The sequence below is a fragment of the Brevibacillus sp. RS1.1 genome, assembly GCF_013284365.1.
Lineage (GTDB): Bacteria > Bacillota > Bacilli > Brevibacillales > Brevibacillaceae > Brevibacillus > Brevibacillus brevis_D.
Genome location: NZ_JABSVA010000003.1, coordinates 572,997 through 594,149 on the forward strand (window position 1 = coordinate 572,997; position 21,153 = coordinate 594,149).

Annotated in this window: 22 protein-coding genes; all 22 read right to left on the reverse strand. The window is 46.5% G+C overall.

All coding sequences use genetic code 11. From position 1 onward, the window contains the following. Positions 1-43: 43 nt before the first annotated feature. The 22 genes from HP570_RS13135 to HP570_RS13240 all read right to left on the reverse strand — a co-directional run bounded on the left by HP570_RS13135 (position 44) and on the right by HP570_RS13240 (position 21,063). On the reverse strand, positions 44-463 hold the full coding sequence (locus tag HP570_RS13135; RefSeq protein WP_012686088.1) for a stage V sporulation protein AB: 420 nt from the start codon (positions 461-463) through the stop codon (positions 44-46). Next, on the reverse strand, positions 460-1,074 hold the full coding sequence (locus HP570_RS13140; protein ID WP_087343636.1) for a stage V sporulation protein AA: 615 nt from the start codon (positions 1,072-1,074) through the stop codon (positions 460-462). Before HP570_RS13140 ends, HP570_RS13135 begins: the two co-directional genes overlap by 4 nt. Before the next feature lie 193 nt (positions 1,075-1,267). Further along, positions 1,268-2,023 carry an RNA polymerase sporulation sigma factor SigF gene (gene sigF / locus HP570_RS13145; RefSeq protein ID WP_005827375.1) on the reverse strand — a complete coding sequence of 252 codons (756 nt, stop codon included), beginning with the start codon at positions 2,021-2,023 and terminating at the stop codon, positions 1,268-1,270. A gap of 11 nt (positions 2,024-2,034) precedes the next feature. Beyond that, positions 2,035-2,484, reverse strand: a complete 450-nt coding sequence (gene spoIIAB, locus HP570_RS13150) for an anti-sigma F factor (protein ID WP_007724107.1) — start codon at positions 2,482-2,484, stop codon at positions 2,035-2,037. Continuing rightward, complete coding sequence (gene spoIIAA, locus HP570_RS13155; protein WP_007724108.1) at positions 2,484-2,834, reverse strand: anti-sigma F factor antagonist; 351 nt, start codon at positions 2,832-2,834, stop codon at positions 2,484-2,486. Before spoIIAA ends, spoIIAB begins: the two co-directional genes overlap by 1 nt. Before the next feature lie 147 nt (positions 2,835-2,981). After that, on the reverse strand, positions 2,982-4,166 hold the full coding sequence (locus HP570_RS13160; protein WP_173626019.1) for a D-alanyl-D-alanine carboxypeptidase family protein: 1,185 nt from the start codon (positions 4,164-4,166) through the stop codon (positions 2,982-2,984). 130 nt (positions 4,167-4,296) lie between these two features. Next, a complete protein-coding gene (locus HP570_RS13165) occupies positions 4,297-6,369 on the reverse strand; it encodes a methyl-accepting chemotaxis protein (RefSeq protein ID WP_173626020.1) in 2,073 nt (690 codons plus the stop codon). A gap of 180 nt (positions 6,370-6,549) precedes the next feature. Continuing rightward, the gene (locus tag HP570_RS13170) at positions 6,550-7,509 is read right to left on the reverse strand and encodes an ABC transporter ATP-binding protein (RefSeq protein WP_012686082.1); all 960 of its coding nucleotides are present in this window, start codon (positions 7,507-7,509) and stop codon (positions 6,550-6,552) included. Between the two features lie 14 nt (positions 7,510-7,523). Further along, positions 7,524-8,513 carry an ABC transporter ATP-binding protein gene (locus HP570_RS13175; protein WP_012686081.1) on the reverse strand — a complete coding sequence of 330 codons (990 nt, stop codon included), beginning with the start codon at positions 8,511-8,513 and terminating at the stop codon, positions 7,524-7,526. 14 nt (positions 8,514-8,527) lie between these two features. Further along, positions 8,528-9,445 (reverse strand): ABC transporter permease, encoded by a 918-nt coding sequence (locus HP570_RS13180; protein ID WP_012686080.1) that lies wholly within the window; start codon positions 9,443-9,445, stop codon positions 8,528-8,530. 6 nt (positions 9,446-9,451) lie between these two features. Beyond that, the gene (locus tag HP570_RS13185; RefSeq protein ID WP_012686079.1) at positions 9,452-10,384 is read right to left on the reverse strand and encodes an ABC transporter permease; all 933 of its coding nucleotides are present in this window, start codon (positions 10,382-10,384) and stop codon (positions 9,452-9,454) included. Positions 10,385-10,633: 249 nt separating this feature from the next. Continuing rightward, a complete protein-coding gene (locus HP570_RS13190; protein ID WP_173626021.1) occupies positions 10,634-12,283 on the reverse strand; it encodes a peptide ABC transporter substrate-binding protein in 1,650 nt (549 codons plus the stop codon). 116 nt (positions 12,284-12,399) lie between these two features. Continuing rightward, entirely contained in the window at positions 12,400-12,870 is a 471-nt protein-coding gene (locus HP570_RS13195) for an Lrp/AsnC family transcriptional regulator (protein WP_012686077.1), read from the reverse strand. 330 nt (positions 12,871-13,200) lie between these two features. After that, positions 13,201-14,508: a pyrimidine-nucleoside phosphorylase gene (locus tag HP570_RS13200; RefSeq protein ID WP_173626022.1), complete on the reverse strand. Its 1,308-nt coding sequence runs from the start codon at positions 14,506-14,508 to the stop codon at positions 13,201-13,203. Positions 14,509-14,532: 24 nt separating this feature from the next. Continuing rightward, positions 14,533-15,342: a purine-nucleoside phosphorylase gene (locus HP570_RS13205; protein ID WP_012686075.1), complete on the reverse strand. Its 810-nt coding sequence runs from the start codon at positions 15,340-15,342 to the stop codon at positions 14,533-14,535. A gap of 60 nt (positions 15,343-15,402) precedes the next feature. Then, on the reverse strand, positions 15,403-16,575 hold the full coding sequence (gene deoB / locus HP570_RS13210) for a phosphopentomutase (protein WP_173626023.1): 1,173 nt from the start codon (positions 16,573-16,575) through the stop codon (positions 15,403-15,405). Positions 16,576-16,694: 119 nt separating this feature from the next. Continuing rightward, a complete protein-coding gene (xerD, locus tag HP570_RS13215) occupies positions 16,695-17,582 on the reverse strand; it encodes a site-specific tyrosine recombinase XerD (protein ID WP_173626152.1) in 888 nt (295 codons plus the stop codon). A 94-nt stretch (positions 17,583-17,676) separates the two neighbouring features. Beyond that, complete coding sequence (locus HP570_RS13220; protein WP_012686072.1) at positions 17,677-17,916, reverse strand: YqzK family protein; 240 nt, start codon at positions 17,914-17,916, stop codon at positions 17,677-17,679. A gap of 156 nt (positions 17,917-18,072) precedes the next feature. Continuing rightward, positions 18,073-18,537 (reverse strand): ferric iron uptake transcriptional regulator, encoded by a 465-nt coding sequence (gene fur, locus HP570_RS13225; protein WP_007720739.1) that lies wholly within the window; start codon positions 18,535-18,537, stop codon positions 18,073-18,075. Between the two features lie 94 nt (positions 18,538-18,631). Further along, the gene (gene spoIIM, locus HP570_RS13230; protein ID WP_016739960.1) at positions 18,632-19,258 is read right to left on the reverse strand and encodes a stage II sporulation protein M; all 627 of its coding nucleotides are present in this window, start codon (positions 19,256-19,258) and stop codon (positions 18,632-18,634) included. Between the two features lie 70 nt (positions 19,259-19,328). After that, complete coding sequence (locus HP570_RS13235; protein WP_173626153.1) at positions 19,329-20,501, reverse strand: endonuclease Q family protein; 1,173 nt, start codon at positions 20,499-20,501, stop codon at positions 19,329-19,331. A 4-nt stretch (positions 20,502-20,505) separates the two neighbouring features. Then, a complete protein-coding gene (locus HP570_RS13240) occupies positions 20,506-21,063 on the reverse strand; it encodes an NUDIX domain-containing protein (RefSeq protein WP_012686069.1) in 558 nt (185 codons plus the stop codon). Positions 21,064-21,153: the final 90 nt, after the last annotated feature.

A 21,153-nucleotide genomic window follows, 5' to 3' on the forward strand; every position in this document is an offset into this window, starting at 1 on the left:
TTCCTTTTTCTAAAGATGTCTATGAATAGTGGTATTTACCATTTCACAGATGAAGCAGCCATTGTAGTAAGGAACCCGTCACTTTTCCCAAAACGACGGCCATCAACAGAAAGAGAAGACTGCCATCCATGTGGATTCGCTTCGCTAATATCGGGAAGACATTCAGTACCTCCGTTAGGCCTGCGGCGAGTGTCCCCACAAATATCCCTGCAAATATCCCGTAAATCGAAGAAACAATCACCGGCAAATGAGCTCCCCAATGAAAAAAATCAATAAACGTAAAAAAAAGCGCTCCTGCCACCAAAGCCCATTCCAGCGAGCGGATATATCGTTGAGCATTCGTTAATTGTGTCAACCTAGGAATGATGTCCAGAACGGTAATAAACGCGACCAGCCCGCTCCCTACTGCAAGTCCTCCACCCAGCCCGATCAAAATAAGCAACAAGCACTTGATGACGCTCATTTCTTCGTCCGTTGGTTTTCCTTGTTTTCATTTTGTATGTAGTATTGATCTAGGCTTTGCTGATACATAAACAATTCAACTTCTAGCGGACTAGGTTCTTCGTTGATTTTTTTCTGGAAGATATGATTGAAAAACAGAATCATCCCCAAGCCGATTCCGATAGAGTATGGAATTTGCATCCACAAGGGCTGATGACTTTTTTCACCTGTAATCAAATAGTAGATTCGTTCGTGAACCTGCATCATACTGACATCGGTATGGAAATTCATGATCGCCAATCCTGAGCCAATGAACAGCAGAAGCCACACCATCCCCACCAAAATCGGGTTTGCTTTCTTTCGTGGACTAAGCACCTCCACAATGATTTGGGGAGCACCCTGGACGTCCAGTTCCACGTCGGGATAGACTGAACGCAGCCTTTTAATCACCTGCATGATATCGATGATGATCAAATTGCCATCTGTTGGCTTTGCCTGGTAAATGGGCATCCGCTTTAACGCTTCCTCGCGCTCTCCATCCCAGTAAAGCTGGCAAATATCCCCAAGCGTAATCATGGCTTGTGGCTTTACCGCCAATCGCTTTCTCAGGCGCAGAAACAACGCGTCTTTCATGGTACCTTCCCCTTCCATCACATACCTGATTATTCGCTAGTATGTGCCGAGGCACAAAACCCATGCAGATAAACGGAAATGACCGTTCATTTGCTGACTGCAGGTGGTCACCTTCTGTTTAATGAAAAGCGTCGAGTCGTTGTACACAAAACAAAACACCCCAGCCACGTAGTGACTGGAGCGTTTGGATCTGTTAGTGCTCAATTTGGTCTTTGATCGTTTGCAAAATGCGCTTCTCGAGGCGCGATACCTGCACTTGCGAGATTCCCAGTCTCTCCGCTACTTCCGACTGCGTCTGATCTTTGTAGTAGCGCAGGTAGACAATGAGTTGTTCCCGCTCGCTCAATCGACTGATCGCATCCTTGAGCGCAATCTTTTCAAACCACTTGTTGACCCCTTCATCTGCAATCTGATCGATCAGTGTAATGGGGTCCCCATCATTTTCAAAAACCGTTTCATGGATGGAAGAAGGTGCCCGATTTGCCTCTTGGGCAAACACGACTTCTTCTGGTGTAATCCCCACCGCGTCCGCAACCTCAGCAATCGTGGGTGCGCGACCGAATTGCTTGTACAGCTCATCCTTTGTGCGTCGTACCTTATTGGCTGTTTCTTTGAGTGATCGACTTACCTTTACTGTACCGTCATCGCGTAAGAAACGTTGAATTTCCCCGATAATCATCGGCACAGCATAGGTTGAGAATCGAACATCATAGGAGAGATCAAACTTGTCTACGGCCTTCAATAGGCCAATACAACCGATCTGAAACAAATCATCCGCTTCGTATCCACGGTTGATAAAGCGCTGGACGACGGACCAGACCAGCCGGATATTGCTGTTGACGAGAAGCTCGCGTGCCTCAGTGTCGCCAGCTTGGCTCTTGGCGATTAGCTCTTTTACTTGGTCATTGGTCAGAAATGGTTGACTCGCGTTTTTGATATCGGCACCCATTGGCACTACCCCTAATTTTGCAAGGCTTTGGCAAACGCCAGGCGTTTGGTGAGGCGGACAGTTGTTCCCTTACCCACAACCGTTGCCACTTCCAAAGAATCCATGAAATTCTCCATAATCGTAAAGCCCATCCCAGAGCGCTCAAGCTCCGGTTTTGTCGTATAGAGTGGCTGCATGGCCTGCTCCACATCCTCAATTCCACGTCCATTGTCTTCCACAATCAGATCAATGCTGTCCTCTTGAATTCGCACAGAGATCTGTACCACACCCTCTGGATTTTCGTCATAACCATGGATAATGGCATTCGTAACAGCCTCGGATATAACGGTTTTGATTTCTTCCAGCTCGTCCATCGTAATATCGAGTTGCGAAATGAAGGCTGCAACCGCTACACGTGCGAATGCTTCATTTTGGCTCAATGCTGCAAACGACACTGACATAAAGTTACGCTGTACCATCATTACGCCACCCCCAGAACATGCAAAGCATCCGCTTCATTTTCGCGAAACTTGATTACCTTGAATAACCCGGACATCTCAAATATTCGATAGATCGTAGGATTGATCGAGCAGACGTACATTTCTCCAGATCGGGCAGAAATCTGCTTGTATCTTCCCAAAATAACCCCAATACCCGAGCTGTCCATAAACGTCAAGTCAGCTAAACTCAGCACAATATGACGGATAGTAGAGGTACGCAAAAGATCATCCGCCTTCTTGCGCAACTCCTCTGCCGTATGATGATCAAGCTCACCCTGCAAACGGATCACTAGCACGTCCTGCCGTGTCTCCATCGCAACTCGTAAACTCATAGCTGCCACACTCCTTCTCCCTTGATAGAAACTCTCTTTCTTCCTCGGCGAAACCAATTCCTGCCAGCCGACAAAAGAACAAAAAAATCGAGCAGCCGCGCCATTCCATTCGGGGCAACTCGATTCTTTTCGCGCTCATGCTGTCTGCTAGTAGCTAATCAAAATGCTCTTGGTGGTTCGCTTGAGAATCTCCCACATGTTGGCTTTCTCTACCTGATCTTCTGGAAACAGATCGATTCGGTTCACTTCCTTGCCATCCTTTGTACGGATGAAAATGTGGCCGATTACTTGGTTCTTTGCTATCGGTGCGTGAACCGCTTCCTTGATGACAATTTCCTTCTGGAAGGTATCAGCCGATTCTCCTTTTTTCATCAACAAACTAACTGCATGGGGTGTCACCGCATTGATTTGCGATTTCTGACCCTTATCTACTACGAGTGTGCGCACAGGTTCTCCCTTTTTGTACATCGGCGTCACCTGAAAGTGCGTGAATGCGTAATTGAACATGGTCGATACTTCATTGTTGCGTGTTTTTACATCAGGCTCACCCAAAACGACTGCAATGACACGCATGTTGTTGCGTTTGGCAGTCGCTGTTAAACAGTATTTCGCTTCGCCTGTGTACCCTGTTTTCAAACCGTCCACCCCTTCATAAAAGCGCACCAGCTTGTTCGTATTCACAAGCCAGAAGGGGCTTTCTGTATCTTTTCGCAAGTAGTCTTGGTACGTACCAGTGAACTTCGTGATGCCTTCGTGTTTTAAGAGCTCGCGTGACATGATCGCAATGTCTCCTGCCGATGAGTAGTGATTCGCAGCAGGAAGTCCATTCGAGTTGACAAAATGCGTATTTTTCATGCCGAGCTGCTGTGCCCGTTCATTCATTCGCGTGACAAAACTCTCTTCCGTTCCAGCCAAGTGCTCAGCCATCGCTACAGAGGCATCATTCCCTGAGGCAATCGCAATCCCTTTCAACATGTCCTCTACCGTCATTTCTTCACCGGGCTGTAGAAAGATTTGCGACCCGCCCATCGATGCTGCTCTTTCACTTGTTCGAACCTTATCGGTAAGCTTAAGCTCTCCCCGCTCCACCGCTTCCATGATCAAAAGCATGGTCATTACTTTGGTGATACTGGCGGGTGGCATTTTTTCATTGGCGTTCTTTTCATACAAGACTGTTCCCGTATCCGCTTCGATCATCACTGCGGATGAAGCTTGTGGGGCAAAATGATTGTCACTCTTTTGCTGTCCAGCCTTTTCTTTGGCAATCGCCATCGGAGAAAAGATGGTAAAGCACATAAGGAAGCATAGAGCGAGGTATCCATTCCGTTTCATAGCAGTCTCTTCCCTCCATTCATGGTTTTATTCTCACCATCATGAAAGGAAAATATTCACACAAAAACGGCAAGATTATCTTCTCGAAAGCGAAAAAATCCCTTCCGCTACTAGCAGAAGGGACACTTTCTTAAATGACGAATCGGCTCACATTTTGGGTTAACTCATCCGCCATTTTTTTCAATTGCTCTACGTTTTCATTAATGCGTGCAATTGAATTCAATTGTTCATCCACAGTCTCTACCACACCTGAAATGGATTCACTAATTTCATCCGACATGGTGGCAAGACGTTGCATGGAGTTCGTCACTACCTGATTACCAGCCGCCATCTCTTCCGAGGTCGCCGTCATCGATTCGCTTTGCTCGGCAGCCGATTGAATCTCTGCCACGATATTATGGAAAGCAGTACCCACAGACTCTACAGACTGCAAGCCTCCACTCACCATGGTAACGATCTCGTCCATATGCTTGCTCATATCCATTGCCTCATCATTGATCGAATGGGCAATGGCAGCGATACGCTCAGAGAAGGAGCTGCTTTCCTCTGCGAGCTTGCGAACCTCGCTGGCTACAACTGAGAAGCCACGTCCAGCATCTCCAGCACGCGCAGCCTCAATAGCTGCATTCAGCGCCAACAAATTCGTCTGTGATGCAATACTCGTAATCATTTCAACGATGCTCGTAATTTCACGAGCCCGCTCACGAAGACTGTGCATTTGCCCAGCAGTACGCTCTACCTCACTAGTGGCACGTCTTACCGTATTGATTACGTTCTCGACTAACTCCATACCGCCTTGCGCTCTCTCAAACGTACGAGTCGTGGCAACCGATGTAGATTCGGCAGCCACAGCAACCTGCTCAACACCTTCCGATATTTCCGAGACGGTATTAGCCGTTGCTTGCACTTCATTCGTCTGTGTAGAGACGCGTTGGGCAATCGTCGAAATATTATCCGTGATGACGTTAATGGCTCCCTTGTTTTCTTGCGCAAATAGAGTCAGCTCATCTGTCGCTACGTTCAGTTGAGTCGCTTGTCCTTGTACAAGGGCAATCAGCTTGCGGAGTTCAGCCGCCATGTCATTCATTTTGCGGCCAACCATAGCCAGCTCGTCATTTCCGTTTACTTTTACGTTGATATTAAAATGCCCCGCGCCGATTTGATCCATATCCTGCGCGATCGCGAACAGAGACAGTCGAATCCGTTTCGCAAACCACCAGATCGCCCAAACCGAGAGTCCGATGATCGGCAAGCTGAAGAGTACGAAGTACAGCCACATTCCGTCTACTTCACCATACACCTCGTCAGTCCCCGTAGACAAAACGACATTCCATTTCAACAAGGGAATCGGTGCAAAAGCTGCAAATGAATCAATTCCATGGTCCGAGTACAATAAGCTGTTACTTGTCTCCTGCTTCATCAGGGCCAGCATCTTTTCATAATCTTTGTCCCCAGCCAGCACGAGCTTGTTGTTGTTGTTCGGATTTTGATGGGCCACAACCAAACCATCTTGGCGAACGACAAATGCGTAGCCATTCTCCATGAAAGAGATCTCAGGAATCTTTTGAATCATTTGATCAATCGTAAAGCCAACAACGAACAACCGGCTTGTTTCATCCGCCTTTTCCCCAATGGGTGTCGCAATATAAAGAAAACTCTTGTTGCTACCTTCAACGATTTCTTCATCAGAAACGACCAAAGATTTCGTGGTTAGCGCTCTTTGGAAGTATTGCTTTTGCTTAAAGTCAATCTCATTTGTTCCCGTCAAGGAATATAGGGATTTCCCGGTAGTTGTGTCGATTAAATAGATTCGGGATACTTCTTTATGGGCCTGACGCAATAGGGTAAATTGCTCCATGATAAGCGGTTGCAGCTCTGTCATCATCACACGTTTGGATGCTGCCGATTTGGTGGAGTTCACAATCGCTTTCAAGTCATCTTCCATGCTATTTGCATGCTGGTCAGCCAGCATTTTCGCTTGGTTAGAGGTTATGCTAAACAATGTTGATTTCGAAAAGGAAAGGGCTATGTATTGCAAAGAACCGATAATAATAAGTACAAGAATTAGACCAAACACAATCATCTTTGTGGCAAGTGAGCCTTTTAGCTTTTCCGATGCTACTTGGCTAGTCAGGTTCACTTTTTTTAAGAGATTCGATATTCCCTCCTTCTTTTTCCATCGTGGCGACAAAAATTTGCTCATGCTACTTGCCCCCTTTATCACTGCTACGACTTTCCAGTGCAAGAACTCCGAAAAAATACCCCTGAAAAAACTGCCTCTGGGTACAATACCCATTTTTTTTCAGAGGTAAAACCTCCCTTATGAAGGGAAACGAGTTCCGGGCTGCACGAGTAGCCTCGGAACTCGCTATTTGTAATTGATTTAGTTATACAAATGACAAGCAGCGAAATGTCCTGGCTCTACTTCTTTCCACACAGGTACGGATGCAGCGCATTCCGGCATTGCTTTCGGGCAACGCGTACGGAAATGGCAACCGCTTGGTGGGTTCATTGGGCTAGGTACATCGCCTTGCAGTACAATTCGCTCACGGTTACGCTCAATTTCTGGATCCGGGATCGGAATCGCAGACAACAGCGCTTGCGTATACGGATGGAGTGGCTTTTCATACAAAGCATCACTTTCTGCCAGCTCAACCATTTTCCCCAGATACATAACCGCTACACGGTCGGAAATGTATTTTACCATGGACAAGTCATGCGCAATAAACATGTAGGTCAAGCCCATTTTTTCTTGCAGCTGTTCGAGCAGATTTACAACCTGTGCTTGTACGGATACGTCCAAAGCAGAGATTGGCTCGTCACACACGATGAATTTTGGCTCTACTGCCAATGCACGGGCAATTCCGATACGTTGGCGCTGACCACCTGAAAACTCATGTGGGAAGCGATTCATATGCTCAGGATTCAAGCTAACCAAGGAAAGGAGCTCCTGAATGCGCTCTTTGCGCTTTTGACCAGATGCCAGGCCATGAATATCCAGCGCCTCGCCAATGATATCCCCGACTGTCATACGCGGATTCAACGAAGCGTAAGGGTCTTGGAAAATCATTTGCATGTTGCGGCGCATCGCCTTCATTTCCTGCTGGTTCAAATTCATGATGCTCTTGCCTTCAAACAGGACGTCCCCTTCAGTCGCATCATACAGTCTCAAGATGGTACGACCAGCAGTGGACTTTCCACAGCCTGACTCTCCTACTATGCCCAGTGTTTCTCCACGTTTGATCTCAAACGAGATATCATTCACAGCTTTCAGCGTGTTATCGCCAATGGAAAAGAATTTTTTTAGATTGCGTACTTCAATCAAATTTTCACGTTTATCCACTGATATCCCTCCTTCTACGCACGGTTCTGAGCAAGCGGATGTTGAAGCCAACAAGCTGCTCGCTGAGTAGTGCTGATGTCGTTCAGCTCAGGATCGATCTCTTGGCACACACGCATCGCTGATTCGCAACGCGCAGTGAATCCACAGCCAACAGGCGGACGCAGAAGGTCTGGCGGCGTACCAAAAATCGGTGTCAGTGGCTCGTCACGGTTCAAGTCAAGACGTGGTACCGAGCGAAGCAAACCTTTCGTGTAAGGGTGTTGCGGATTATAGAAAATATCGTCAACGGTTCCAGTCTCGATCACTTTTCCTGCGTACATAACGATTACGCGGTCACACATCTCGGCAACAACACCAAGGTCATGCGTGATCAAGATAATGGAAGTGCCTGTTTTCTTTTGCAATTCTTTCATCAGGTCCAAAATTTGCGCCTGAATCGTTACGTCCAAAGCTGTCGTCGGTTCATCTGCGATCAACAGCTTCGGTGAACAAGCGAGAGCAATCGCGATCATCGCACGTTGACGCATACCGCCAGAGAACTCGTGTGGATATTGCTCCACACGTTTCTCAGGTTGCGGAATACCAACCATAGTCAACAGCTCAATAGCACGATCACGTGCTGCAGCTTTCGACATGTTTTGGTGCTTGATCAAACCCTCGGTAATTTGGCTACCGATGGTCATCGTTGGGTTCAAGGAAGTCATTGGATCTTGGAAAATCATCCCGATATCTTTACCGCGGATCGATTCCATCTCTTTTTTCGACTTCTTGACGATATCCTCGCCATTGAAGAGAATTTGTCCCTTTTTAATTTCACCTGGAGGCATAGGAATCAGCTTCATGAGGGTTTGAGCGGTTACGGATTTACCGCAACCGGACTCCCCTACAATCGCTACAGCCTCTCCGCGGTTGACGTGAAAATTCACACCGCGGACTGCTTTTACTTCACCTGCATACGTATGGAAGGATACGTGCAGGTCTTTTACATCAAGAATGCGTTCCATAACGACTATCCCTCCTATTTACGCAGGCGTGGGTCTACTGCGTCGCGCAGACCGTCACCGAACAAGTTAAATGCCAAGATGGTCAATGAAATAAAGATTGCCGGGAATGTCAGACGCCATGGATAGTACTTCATGGCCGGCAAGCCCTCATTGGACATCGTTCCCCACGATGCAATCGGTGCTGAAACCCCTAACCCGATAAAGGACAAGAAGGATTCTGCGAAAATCGCGGAAGGTACAGTCAAGCTCAATGTTACGATGATTGGACCCAAAGCATTAGGAATCAAGTGTTTGAAGATCAGACGGTTAGCGTCAGCACCAAGGGAGCGCGCTGCCAGAACAAACTCTTGGTTTTTCAATTGAAGGATCTGACCACGCACAATCCGGGCCATACCGATCCATCCCGTTATCGTTAAGGCAATAATAATCGTTCCGACACCAGGCTCTAACACAACCATCAACAAAATAACGACCAGCAGGTAAGGAATCGCAAACAGGATATCCGCGAAACGCATCATCATTTCATCTACTCTGCCACCATAGAAACCTGCGATACCGCCCCAGATCACACCAATGATCAGATCGATAAACGCTGCGGCAAGACCTACTTGCAGAGAGATACGTGCACCGTACCAGATTCGCTCAAATACGTCACGACCCAAGTCATCTGAACCAAACCAGTGTTCAGCAGATGGCTTCTTGTTCTTCCCAGCCAAATCGGTCGTAAAATAATCTTGTGGAGTAAGCCATGGAACCACAATGGCACATACGATCAAGGCAATAATGAAGATCATGGAAGCCATTGCAACTTTATTCATTCTCATACGACGCCAAACGTCAGACCAGAAAGAGAGACTAGGGCGCTTGATTGATTCTGCTTGACGAAGGTCAACGGAAATTGGCTCAAAATGTTCTTTTGTCAAGTTTTGCACGTGTCATTACTCCTTTCCTGCGTCCGAAAGTTTGATCCGTGGGTCTACCAAGGTGTATGCGATGTCAACAATCAGAATCATCACAACCAGGATAATAGAGTAGAACACGGTCGTACCCATGATTACCGTATAGTCGCGGTTTGTAATGGACAATACGAATTCGCGACCAAGACCAGGAACACCGAAAATACGTTCAATAACGAATGCACCTGTCAAAATACCGGCAATCAGTGGACCCAGGTAAGTAACAACTGGCAAGAGCGCATTACGAATTGCATGTTTTACTGTAATGGCAACAGTGTGCAATCCTTTTGCTTTTGCAGTTTTGATGTAATCTTGACCCATAACTTCAATCATATTGGAACGCGTCAAACGCGCGATAAATGCCATCGGTGATGCGGCGAGTGCCAATGAAGGAAGGATGGTGTACTCGAATCCTTCCCATTTCGCGATTGGAAACCAGCCCAATTGAATAGCGAAAATGTATTGGTAAAAGGACGCCAAAATAAAGCTTGGTACCGATAATCCCAAAACAGCGATAACCATTGCAGAATAGTCTTGCCATCTATTATGGTTTAGTGCTGCGATAACCCCTAACGTAATTCCACCAAAGATAGCGAGCAATAAAGCTTGTGCTCCCAAGTGAGCAGAAACAGGGAAACCACGATCAATCATGTCGTTAACATTCGAAGATTTCTCCGTAAACGACGGACCGAGATCCCAAGTTACTACACCTTTTAAATATTCAAAGTATTGTTCATGCAACGGCAGGTTCAGCTTGTACTTTGCCTCTAGTGCTGCCTTAATTTCCGGCGGGACCTGCTTCTCGGATGTAAATGGACCACCTGGTACTGCTTTCATGATGAAGAAGGTGGCCGTTACAATTAAGAAGAGCGAGATGAGCATAAAAATGATGCGCTTACCGAGATAACGGATCAACTAACTTACCCCCTTGGTAGATTTTTGATTGCTTTCACGTCCCATCTTTACACTGCGGAACGCTGCCGACACAGTGTAAAAATCGGCTGTGTAAATAACCCTTAGATCTCTTGCAATAAAGCTTCTCTCTCTATTTTCTCTTTGCTGGCAATCATGACAGCTGGTATTTATGGGAAGGGCTTGCATAGCAGAGGGCATATGTGCAACCACATACCCTCTGCTGCAAATCCCGTTTCCTTCGTTATGAAATTACTCGATGTACGCGCCTTTCCAATCCACGTCACCCAGGCCCGTTTGGTGAACACCTTTGACCTCTGGTTTCTGTACCCAAGATTGTGTGTACCAGTAAATTGGCATGATTGGCATTTCATCCATCAGGATCTGCTCCGCATCTGCCAAAATTTTCTTACGTTTCTCGAGGTCGGATTCCTTAGCGGATTGGTTCAACAACTCTTTATATTTTGCATTTTCCCAACGTGTATCGTTGTTTCCACCCATTTTATCCTTGAAGAGTTCCAAGAAGTTGATTGGGTCATTGAAGTCACCCAGCCAGCCCATCCGTCCAATCTGGAAGTTACCCTCATGCATATCTTCCAGGTAGACCTTCCATTCTTTATTCTCGAGTTTCACATCTACGCCGAGATTTTTCTTCCATTGGTCTTGGATGGCCTCAGCAATCTTCTTGTGAGCCTCAGATGTATTGTAGGATAAGGTAATCGCTGGCAACTTGCTCATGCCAACCTCTTTCAGTCCCTCTTCCAAAAGCTTTTTCGCATTTTCTAGATCCTTGTCTTTGAAATAGCCATTTGGATTCAGTACCATGGATGGAGGTACAGCGCCTGTTGCCGGGATTTGGCCCGTTTGGAGAATGTTGTCGATCAAGGCTTGTCGATCGATCGAGTAGGCAAATGCTTTTCTTACTTTAATGTTATTAAATGGCGGCTTTTCGGTATTGAACTTGTACCAATACGTACCCGCGATTGGATTGGTTTGAATCTTGCCTTGCTCTTTCAATGCTGAAATCGCATCTGTTGGCAAAGCACTCATCGGTGCGCCAGCCCAATCGATTTCGCCATTTTCGAACATGGAGAGCTCTGTATTTTCGTCTTCTACCATGGAGAATTCGATTTTTTCGAGCTTTACATTGTCTTTATCCCAGTAATTTTCGTTCTTCACGAGCACCATCTTGCTCTTGTGCTCCCAAGATTCGATTTTGAAAGGACCGTTACCGACGTGCGAGCTTGCTTCGCCTGCCCACTTCGGATTTGCATCCAGTACTTTTTTGTTAACTGGGAAGTAAGTACGGAATGCGAGTAATTCCAGGAAGTATGGAGTCGGATTCTCCAGCTTAACTTCCAGCGTTTTATCGTCAAGTGCCTTCACGCCTACTTCATCAAGCTTTGCTTCGCCCTTATTTGCTTTTTCGCCATTCTTCACGTAGTACAGCTGATATGCGTAGTTGGAAGCTGTTTTTGGATCGAGAGCACGCTTCCAAGCATACTCAAAGTCATGTGCTGTTACAGGATCACCATTGCTCCATTTCGCTTCTCTGATTTTAAATGTGTAAGTGAGCTTATCATCAGAGACGGTATAGCTCTCAGCAGCAGCTTCATGCGGCTTGTCATCGGTTCCAATGCGGGTCAAGCCATCAAAGGTTGCCAAGATAATCGCGCCTGAAGTCGTGTCCTCTGCGAGCCCTGGATCAGTTGTAGGTGGCTCGGTGTGCAGGTTCATCTTTAAAACTTGTGGCTTCTTCTCAGCAGCTGGTGTTGCAGGCTGTGAAGGTGCTGGTGCACCTCCTGCCGGTGGAGCGGCAGTTTGTTGTCCTCCTCCGCACCCTGCCAGAGCGGTTCCTAATACAGCAATCGAGCTCACAAGTGCAAACACATTCTTTTTCAACGCAATAACCCCCAGTACGTTTTTCTTTATTGTCTTTTTTCTGAAAATAAAGGACGAAAAAAAAAACGAAAACTATACGAAGCTGCTTGACTTCGGCTGGAAGGCATCAACCCCTTTCATTGCAGGGTCACCTCGTCGTCTTGAACGAAAGAGAAGGTGTCTTTGTACTGCTTCAGTTCCAGTGAAACGTCCGCAGCTGCAATTCCTTCAATTTGAGAGAGTCGTTCATTGACAAAGGTGATCAGCTCATCATTACTATGGAAACACGCTTGGATAATCAAGTCGTGCTTACCGCTATAAGCGCCTACAAAGCGTACTGCAGAAAATTTGCTTAATTTTTCTGCCACTTCTTTCTGCAAACCTAGCTTTGTGGTTAACCCGATGATAGCCTGCACATGTAATCCTAATTTCTCTGGATCGGGTTGTATTACGAATTGGAAGACTCCGTCTTGTAAAAGGCGAGTGATACGTGATCGAATCGTTCCTTCACTCACGCCTAACTGATGGGCGATTTCTGTATATGGGATACGCCCATCTTCATGGAGGATTTGCAGAATCTGTCTGTCGACATGGTCCAGCTTTTTCATAAATACGATTTTCTGGGAACCTCCATCTTTTTTTTACGAATTTCGCAACAATCTTTTACAAACAGTCTAATACAATAAAAGTAATCGGAAATGATAGCGGTGTCAACGAAATTTGACAAGTAGAATAATAAAACTTTATAAAGTCAATCCGAACAGTAAAATATTTTTTATATAATAAAAAAACGACTTACATCTTACTATTGAATATGAAAAACTAGATTTAATCAACAATATTTTTTCGAGAAACTGTATTTTTACTCATAAAACAAGGCGTGCTCATGTGCTGTGCACGCCTTGTTTTATTTGATTGATCAACTAATATCCTACAATCTATGCTTCGATAATTTTATAGATCAACGGTTGTTCTCCGTCGATTGCTGTCGAAATCTGGAAGGCACCTTCCATTTCTTTCAACGCATTTTTCAGAAGCTGGTCTTCGTTGGCATGGATGGTGACCAAAACTTCTCCAGCCTTCACCTGATCCCCACGTTTTTTGTGCAGAACTAGACCTACTGCCAAGTCAATTGGCATCTCTTTTGTCAATCTGCCAGCACCCAGGACAACAGAAGCATGACCGATCGCTTCCGCATCAATCGCACTTACAAAGCCGTCCTGTTCTGCTGTAACGGTATGAATGATCTTTGCATGCGGCAGACGAGACAAATCATAGACGTCCTGCTTATTGCCGCCTTGAGCTTCTACCATTTCCGCCAGTTTATCTACTGCCTTTCCGGAAGCCATCAGGTCTTCGAGCTTCTTGCGTCCTTCTTCCACATCACCAACAAGGCCCCCCATTACAAGCATACGGGAACCAATAGACAACACCAGCTCGGTCAAATCGCGTGGACCTCTACCTGCAAGTGTCTCCACCGCTTCTTTCACTTCCAGTGCATTGCCCACAGCAAAGCCAAGCGGCTGGTTCATATCGCTGATAACCGCCACCGTTTTACGTCCTACTTGGCTGCCGATTGCAACCATCGCATTTGCTAACGTCTCTGCCTCTTCAATGCTTTTCATGAAAGCGCCCTTCCCTACTTTTACGTCAAGCAGGATGGCATCTGCTCCAGCCGCAATCTTCTTGGACATAATGGAGCTTGCAATCAACGGCACAGCCTCTACAGTAGCTGTCACGTCACGTAGAGCATACAGCTTCTTATCGGCAGGTGTCAGATTGCCAGACTGTCCAATTACGGACACGCCAATATCACGCACCTGCTGCAAAAATTGCTCGCGTGTGCGCTCTACTTCAAAACCTGCGAAGGACTCCAGCTTGTCGATGGTGCCTCCTGAGTATCCAAGGCCTCTTCCAGACATTTTTGCCACGGGAATACCTGCTGCCGCTACCAGTGGCGCAACAACAAGAGTAGTTTTGTCCCCTACTCCGCCTGTACTATGCTTGTCTACCTTAATTCCTTGCAGAGAAGACAGGTCAAGCTGTTCGCCTGACCCTGCCATTGCCAAGGTTAGATCTCCCGTCTCTCTCGCCGTCATGCCACGGAAAAAGACTGCCATTGCCCATGCGGACATTTGGTAGTCAGGAATACTTCCATCTGTATAGCCTGTCACCAGAAATTGAATCTCTTCTGTTGTCAGTTCTCCGCCATCACGTTTTTTGGCAATCATATCGACCATACGCATTGTTAATCCCTCCGAATCCGTTACTTACAGTTTGGCTACGATACCGTTGACCAGAGCCAAGAATTGAGATTTTACCTTCTCTGTTGTTTCCATAACTTCATCATGGGACAGAGGCTGTTCCAAAATACCTGCTGCCATGTTGCTAATGCACGAAATACCGAGCACCTTCACACCCATGTGTCGTGCCACGATTACTTCTGGTACAGTTGACATCCCTACAGCATCCCCGCCCAACAGGCGAAGCATACGGATTTCCGCAGGAGTTTCGTAGGAAGGACCTAGCAAACCTGCGTATACACCTTCACGAAGCTGGATTCCTTGCTCGGACGCAACTTCATGAGCGAGCTTGCGGAGCTGTTTGGAATAAGCCTCAGACATATCCGGGAAACGCGCTCCCAGTTGTTCATCATTTGCACCGATCAACGGATTGCGGAACGTCATGTTGATGTGATCGGAAATCAGCATGAGGTCGCCTGGATTGTAGCCTTCGTTAATTCCGCCAGCCGCATTGGTCACCATAATAGTCTCTACGCCGAGCAGCTTCATGACACGGATTGGGAAAACAACGGCATCCAGACCATGCCCCTCATAAAAGTGGAAACGACCTTGCATTGCAACGACTTGTTTGCCTTGCAGCTTACCAATCACGAGTTGTCCTTTGTGGCCGACAACGGTGGACACAGTGAAGCCAGGGATTTCATGATAAGGAATGATCACTGGATTTTCGATTTCATCTGCCAATACACCAAGTCCTGATCCGAGTACGAGACCAATGGTTGGTTTTTCTGTCAATTTCGGTTCGATATATGCTACTGCGTCATGGAAATTTGCCAATTTAACTCTCTCCTTTTTTGTGTTTCTTCTATTATATAAATGTTTATTTTTACTTTACCTTTATAAACGATTAAGGAAGCTCTTCCCAATCACGGGAGCAGTTACTCCAAAATTGTCTGCGATGGTCGCACCCAAGTCCGCAAATGTCTCGCGGATACCCAAATGTTGTCCAGCTTGAATACCCTTGTGATAAGCAAGCAGCGGAACGTATTCTCTGGTATGGTCGCTACCATGATGTACAGGATCGTTACCATGGTCTGCAGTGATTACCAGCAAATCATTTTCTTGTAGCGCTTCCAAAAGCTCTGGAATACGAGCGTCGAACTCCATCAATGCCTGACCATACCCTTCTGGATCACGGCGATGACCGAACTTCGCATCGAAGTCCACGAGATTGACAAAGGAAAGGCCCGTAAACGATTGTTTCATCGTGCCCAAAATTTGATCTACACCATCCATATTATCTTTGGTACGGATAGATTGGGTAACACCCTCTTCTGCGTAGATGTCGCTGATTTTGCCAATGGCAATAGAAGCAAGACCAGCATCTTGCAGACGATTCATGACTGTCGGAGCAAATGGTTTCACGGAATAATCATGACGATTTGCTGTGCGGCTAAAATTGCCTGGCTGCCCAACAAATGGACGCGCGATGACACGAGTAACGGCGAATTCATCACGAAGCGTCAACTCACGGGCTACCTCGCAAATATGGTACAGCTCTTCAAGTGGAACGATCTCTTCGTGTGCTGCCACCTGGAATACACTATCCGCAGATGTATAGACAATCACTGCACCCGTATTCATATGCTCTTCGCCAAGCTCGTCGAGAATGTCTGTTCCAGAAGCGACTTTGTTCCCGAGCACCTTGCGACCGATACGCTGCTCAAATTCCGAGATCAACTCTTGGGGAAATCCGTCTGGATACGTGTTAAACGGAGTAGACACATGCAGACCCATGATTTCCCAATGACCCGTCGTCGTATCTTTCCCCATGGAGATTTCCTGCATTTTCCCATAATGGGCCATAGGAGCTGCTACTGGTGCAACGTTTTGGAGTGGTGCTATATTTCCCAAACCCAATTTTTGCAGGTTGGGCAATGAAAATCCTGCAACTCGTTCCGCAATATGACCTAAGGTATTCGCTCCTGCATCATTGAACTTAGGCGCATCAGGTTGTTCGCCAATCCCTACGCTGTCCATGACGATCAGAAAAACTCGAGAATACTGCATCTTAACGCCTCCTGTTTACCAGTCATTCATTTTCTATCATCAAGTCGTCAGACGTCTGACCTGATTCAGAAAATTTTTCTCCGCCCGACAATCAGGCGGAGTCGATCGTTTTTTCATACTCATGCTCGCGGATGTGTCTTGGCATAGATATCCTTAATCCGCGTTCTGGTTACATGTGTGTAAATCTGGGTGGTTGAAATATCAGCATGCCCAAGCATCTCTTGAACAGAGCGCAGATCGGCTCCATTTTCCAATAAATGAGTGGCAAAAGAGTGGCGAAGCGTATGGGGTGTAATCTCAGCACGGATGTTTGATTTTTGGGCATATCGCTTAATGATTTTCCAAAAACCTTGCCGTGTAATTTGTTTGCCCAAGTGATTCAGAAATAATGCAGAATCGCCAGTTCCTTTTACCAGCTTGGGGCGCCCTGCCTGCAAATAGTGGCGAACCATTTGAATGGCAACTGAGCCTAACGGAATGATTCGCTCTTTTGATCCTTTTCCCAAGCATTTGACAAAGCCCATATCCAGATTCACATCAGCACTTTCCAGATTGACTAACTCCGAGACACGAATGCCTGTCGCATATAAGAGCTCAAGCATCGCCTTGTCCCGCAGCCCGGCAGGATGATTGACAGGAGGACTTTCCAAAAGACGTTCCACTTCCTCAACAGAGAGCACTTTCGGCAAGCGTTTCTCGATCTTCGGTGTTTCCAGATGGATGGATGGATCTTTATCTATGTATTTATCCCGAACGAGAAACTGATAAAACGCCCGTATCGATGCCATGTTGCGAGAAAGCGTTGCTGTAGCACGTCCTTTTTCCCGTAAAACAAGTAAGTACCCAATGATGTGCGTCCGAGTAGAATCCTCTACGCGAGTGACACCTTGCTCCTGTAAATACGAGGTAAAGGCCACCATATCCCGTTGATAGGATTCCAGGGTATTTCTCGATAACCCTTTCTCCACAGTCAGGAAATGAATAAACTGATCAATCAGACTGTCCATGAAGCTGTCCCCTTCTAGCTGATAAGTATCTTGTATTGCTTTCCACAAAGAAAAAGAAACTCCTGCTTCTCCAGATAAAAAACTCAAACCTGCATTACTCTCCCGTTAAAAAAAAGAGCTGTAGTCGTGCGACATATCCGTCAAAATCCTGTGTCTGAGAGGTATTGATCACTTTTACTACCTTCACCGCGTTACCATGCGGTTCATGATAAGGGTTTGCCGGGAGAAATTTGTCCGCCAGCAATGTAATGATGCCATAGGAGAGCAAGGTACAGGTAATGAATAAAAGCAAGAAACGAAGCCCCTCCATCAAGCGGCGATAAGAGACCTTCATCCGTAAGCCTCCTTACAGACTTTCTTTCATTTATATGCACTTGTCCCCTACTCCATTCGAATCGATCCTCTCCTAGGATTCCACAGGAATAGGTCTGCCATTACAAAAGCTCCCAAGGAAAAAAGAAAAACTTCTCCGTTCCCAGAGAAGTCGACTTTATTTGAAGTCCTCCACGTTCACTTTATCTACACAACGATTGCAGATCCCGTAGAAGGTCAATCGGTGGTCGGTAATATAAAAGTTGTAAACATTCTTGACTTTTTCTTCTGCTGTGACAAGCAGATCTTCAAAAATTTCATCCACCGTACCGCAATTAAGGCAAATGAGGTGATGATGGTGATAGGCAGCATTATCATCACGAAGATCGTAACGAGCTACGCCATCGCCAAAATTCATTTTATGAAGGATCTTCAGTTCGCTCAACAGCTCTAATGTCCTGTATACGGTTGCAAGCCCGATTTCCGGTGCTTTATCCTTCACCAGCAAGTAAACATCTTCCGCACTCAAATGATCTTCTTCATTCTCCAACAACACGCGAACAGTGGCTTCACGCTGTGGTGTCAGCTTGTAGTTTTGTGAATGCAACTGCTGCTTAATTTTCTCTAATTTTTCTTCCAACATTAATGCCCCTCCCCGCTCGCATGAAACCTGTTCCTATTATAGTAGAGGGGCATCGAATAAGTCAAATGCATAAGTTCTTACCTGAGAATTATTCTTAATTAAGTACGAGCTGCATCAGCCTTGGGGAGATGAAGGTTTCAAACAAGGCTGCAATCGTCAATACCGCCAGCATGCTAAGAACAAGAACGGTATAGCCCATAAAATGCGGCATGATAACATCCCTTTTACTTAGCACTCTCGTCCGTATGAGTCGAAGCGAGAACGAAATGCCGCTGACACCTACAATAAAAAGGGCAGGGACGACTAATAAATTTTGCGGGAGAACACCCACCATGGCAAATGTTACCCCTTGCCATTGGAGCTGACTCACCAAAAAACCAACAGTGAAACCAACCACGACTCCTTTTAAGAAGAGCATCAACAAAATCATAGGCAACCCAATAATGGATAATCCCAGCACCCACATGATCGCTATGGTTTTGGCATAATGACCAAACGCCTGCTGAAAATGGGCACTGGTCTCAGGGATGCCATCACTGCCAAGACTGTTGAAAAAATATTGCAGAAAACCGTACAGCTCCTGCTTCTGGGATAATGGCAATGAATTGACGAGGACGGCTCCGAAAATAATGCCCATCGTAAACAGGACGATCGTGAACCAGTAGAGTGACTGATGCTCTCTCGCATAGGATTGGATAGTTTGTCCGACTCGTGAACGCACGCTTCGTCGCCTCCCGCTTGGCTGATTACTGTACAGCTTATGCGGACGAGTTCTCCCCTATGACGACAACCTACATCGGGACGATCTTTCCGTAGGTACCGGCTCCGCCCTTTTGAATAGAGAGCTTTCCCTCTCGTGCTTGTACGATAAGTGAAGCGATTTTCTCGCCGACAACACGGGTGAGCTCTTCTTCCGTCGCACGATGCAGCACGTTCATCTGTGTACCAAACGACCGATACAGCTTATCCAATAATTTCGGACCAACTCCCGGAATGAATTCCAACGGGATTTGCTCGATATAAGGAGGACGGAACGTCGGATGCTGGCCAGCCTCTACATCCGCCAGCTGATCAATGCGCGCTGCAACCCCTCGCACAATTCGTTGAAAGCCGCATTCCGGACATTTGCCTGAGGCATCCGCCGCGAGTAAGGATTGGCACCCTTGGCAAGCCGTTTGATGATACTTCCCAAGCTCGGGATGCAGACCATAATTCACATGAACCCCTCTTCCACCGATGCGCTTAATTGCTTTCACCCACTCTACGAAGGACCGCTCTTGCATATGCATCGCTTGATATTCCCGGCCTATCTTCGCCAGAGAATGGGCATCTGAGTTTGTGAGAAAGGTTTTGTCATGGAGCTCGGATATGCGGTCCGCCATAGTAGTATTGGCGCTCAATCCGAGCTCAACCGCATACACAAGCGAAGGATCAAGCACTTCGGCCATCGAATCTGTACAACTTCCGTACATCCCTTTATGTGGCGTAAAAATATGGGCCGGGATCATAAGGCCCTGCAATTGGTGGACACAGGCTTGCAATTCCCTTAGTGAGGTGTAAATACGCTGAGAGCTTAATTGCACATTTTTGCAGTGTTCAGACAGCCATGCGGTAAATTGCTTCATTTCTTGCAGCTTCGGCAAATAAACGAGAAAATGAGCTGCACCACGTCCTGGCTCTTTGATTTCTACTTCGCACCCCAAGATTAACAACGTATCTTTGTAGGAAATTCCTCCATCCTCCTGTTCAGTCGCTAATCCCTTTTCCAACAGATCTACCAGCTCATCCTGAACCTCCGGCGAATGTGCATCGATAATTCCGATGACATCCATCCCTTTTTTATCTGAGGCCTCCTCCAAAATTTTGGTGAGAGTCATTTGGCGAGATGCCGTTATTTTCACAGGTTTACCCGTCCACGTACCACCGATGTGAATATGCATGTCACAAAAATACGAGGTAAGCATGGTACTAGCGACGCTCACGCAGCATTTTGTTTTCCCATGCAAACAATGCCACTACTGTCTTGGCATCTCGAATTTCCCCACTTTGATGCAGAGCATGCGCTTCTTCGAGTGTTACTTCCAGCACATCAACGAACTCATCCTCGTCCGGCTTGCTTTCTCCTTTTTTCAAACCAGTAGCCACAAAAACATGCAATATTTCATCCGCGAAGCCTGGCGATGTGTAAAAAGAGCTAAGCGGTGTGTACTGACTCGCAACGTAGCCTGTCTCTTCCTCCAGCTCGCGAATTGCACATGCGAGCGGCTCTTCCCCTGGCTCCAGTTTTCCCGCTGGGATTTCTACAATCGTACGCTCCAATGGCTTGCGGAACTGTCGAACCACAACCATTTTGTTATCATCTGTTATCGGCAATACAGCAACCGCTCCTTGGTGATTCACGATTTCTCGCTTCGCTGTGTTGCCATTTGGCAGAAGTACCTCATCTACCTTGACCTTGATAATTCTTCCGTCATAAATCGGTTGACTCGAAATGGTTTTTTCATATAAGTGATCATATTTACTCACGGTCGTCATCATCCTTTTTTCGTGAAGTCGTTCTAAATCGTCGATTCCCTCCATAAGTTGGGAGCATAGAGCTTGTCCACCTTATTGTAT

What these genes read in the sequence shown, in the direction of transcription:
- HP570_RS13160 (WP_173626019.1), bottom strand. Translation starts at nt 4,166, where the DNA reads ATGAAACGGAATGGATACCTCGCTCTATGCTTCCTTATGTGCTTTACC.
- HP570_RS13165 (WP_173626020.1), bottom strand. Translation starts at nt 6,369, where the DNA reads ATGAGCAAATTTTTGTCGCCACGATGGAAAAAGAAGGAGGGAATATCG.
- HP570_RS13140 (WP_087343636.1), bottom strand. Translation starts at nt 1,074, where the DNA reads ATGAAAGACGCGTTGTTTCTGCGCCTGAGAAAGCGATTGGCGGTAAAG.
- HP570_RS13200 (WP_173626022.1), bottom strand. Translation starts at nt 14,508, where the DNA reads ATGCGTATGGTCGATATGATTGCCAAAAAACGTGATGGCGGAGAACTG.
- HP570_RS13195 (WP_012686077.1), bottom strand. Translation starts at nt 12,870, where the DNA reads ATGAAAAAGCTGGACCATGTCGACAGACAGATTCTGCAAATCCTCCAT.
- fur (WP_007720739.1), bottom strand. Translation starts at nt 18,537, where the DNA reads ATGTTGGAAGAAAAATTAGAGAAAATTAAGCAGCAGTTGCATTCACAA.
- spoIIAA (WP_007724108.1), bottom strand. Translation starts at nt 2,834, where the DNA reads ATGAGTTTACGAGTTGCGATGGAGACACGGCAGGACGTGCTAGTGATC.
- spoIIAB (WP_007724107.1), bottom strand. Translation starts at nt 2,484, where the DNA reads ATGATGGTACAGCGTAACTTTATGTCAGTGTCGTTTGCAGCATTGAGC.
- HP570_RS13235 (WP_173626153.1), bottom strand. Translation starts at nt 20,501, where the DNA reads ATGCTTACCTCGTATTTTTGTGACATGCATATTCACATCGGTGGTACG.
- deoB (WP_173626023.1), bottom strand. Translation starts at nt 16,575, where the DNA reads ATGCAGTATTCTCGAGTTTTTCTGATCGTCATGGACAGCGTAGGGATT.
- sigF (WP_005827375.1), bottom strand. Translation starts at nt 2,023, where the DNA reads ATGGGTGCCGATATCAAAAACGCGAGTCAACCATTTCTGACCAATGAC.
- HP570_RS13135 (WP_012686088.1), bottom strand. Translation starts at nt 463, where the DNA reads ATGAGCGTCATCAAGTGCTTGTTGCTTATTTTGATCGGGCTGGGTGGA.
- HP570_RS13220 (WP_012686072.1), bottom strand. Translation starts at nt 17,916, where the DNA reads ATGAAGGTCTCTTATCGCCGCTTGATGGAGGGGCTTCGTTTCTTGCTT.
- xerD (WP_173626152.1), bottom strand. Translation starts at nt 17,582, where the DNA reads ATGGACAGTCTGATTGATCAGTTTATTCATTTCCTGACTGTGGAGAAA.
- HP570_RS13175 (WP_012686081.1), bottom strand. Translation starts at nt 8,513, where the DNA reads ATGGAACGCATTCTTGATGTAAAAGACCTGCACGTATCCTTCCATACG.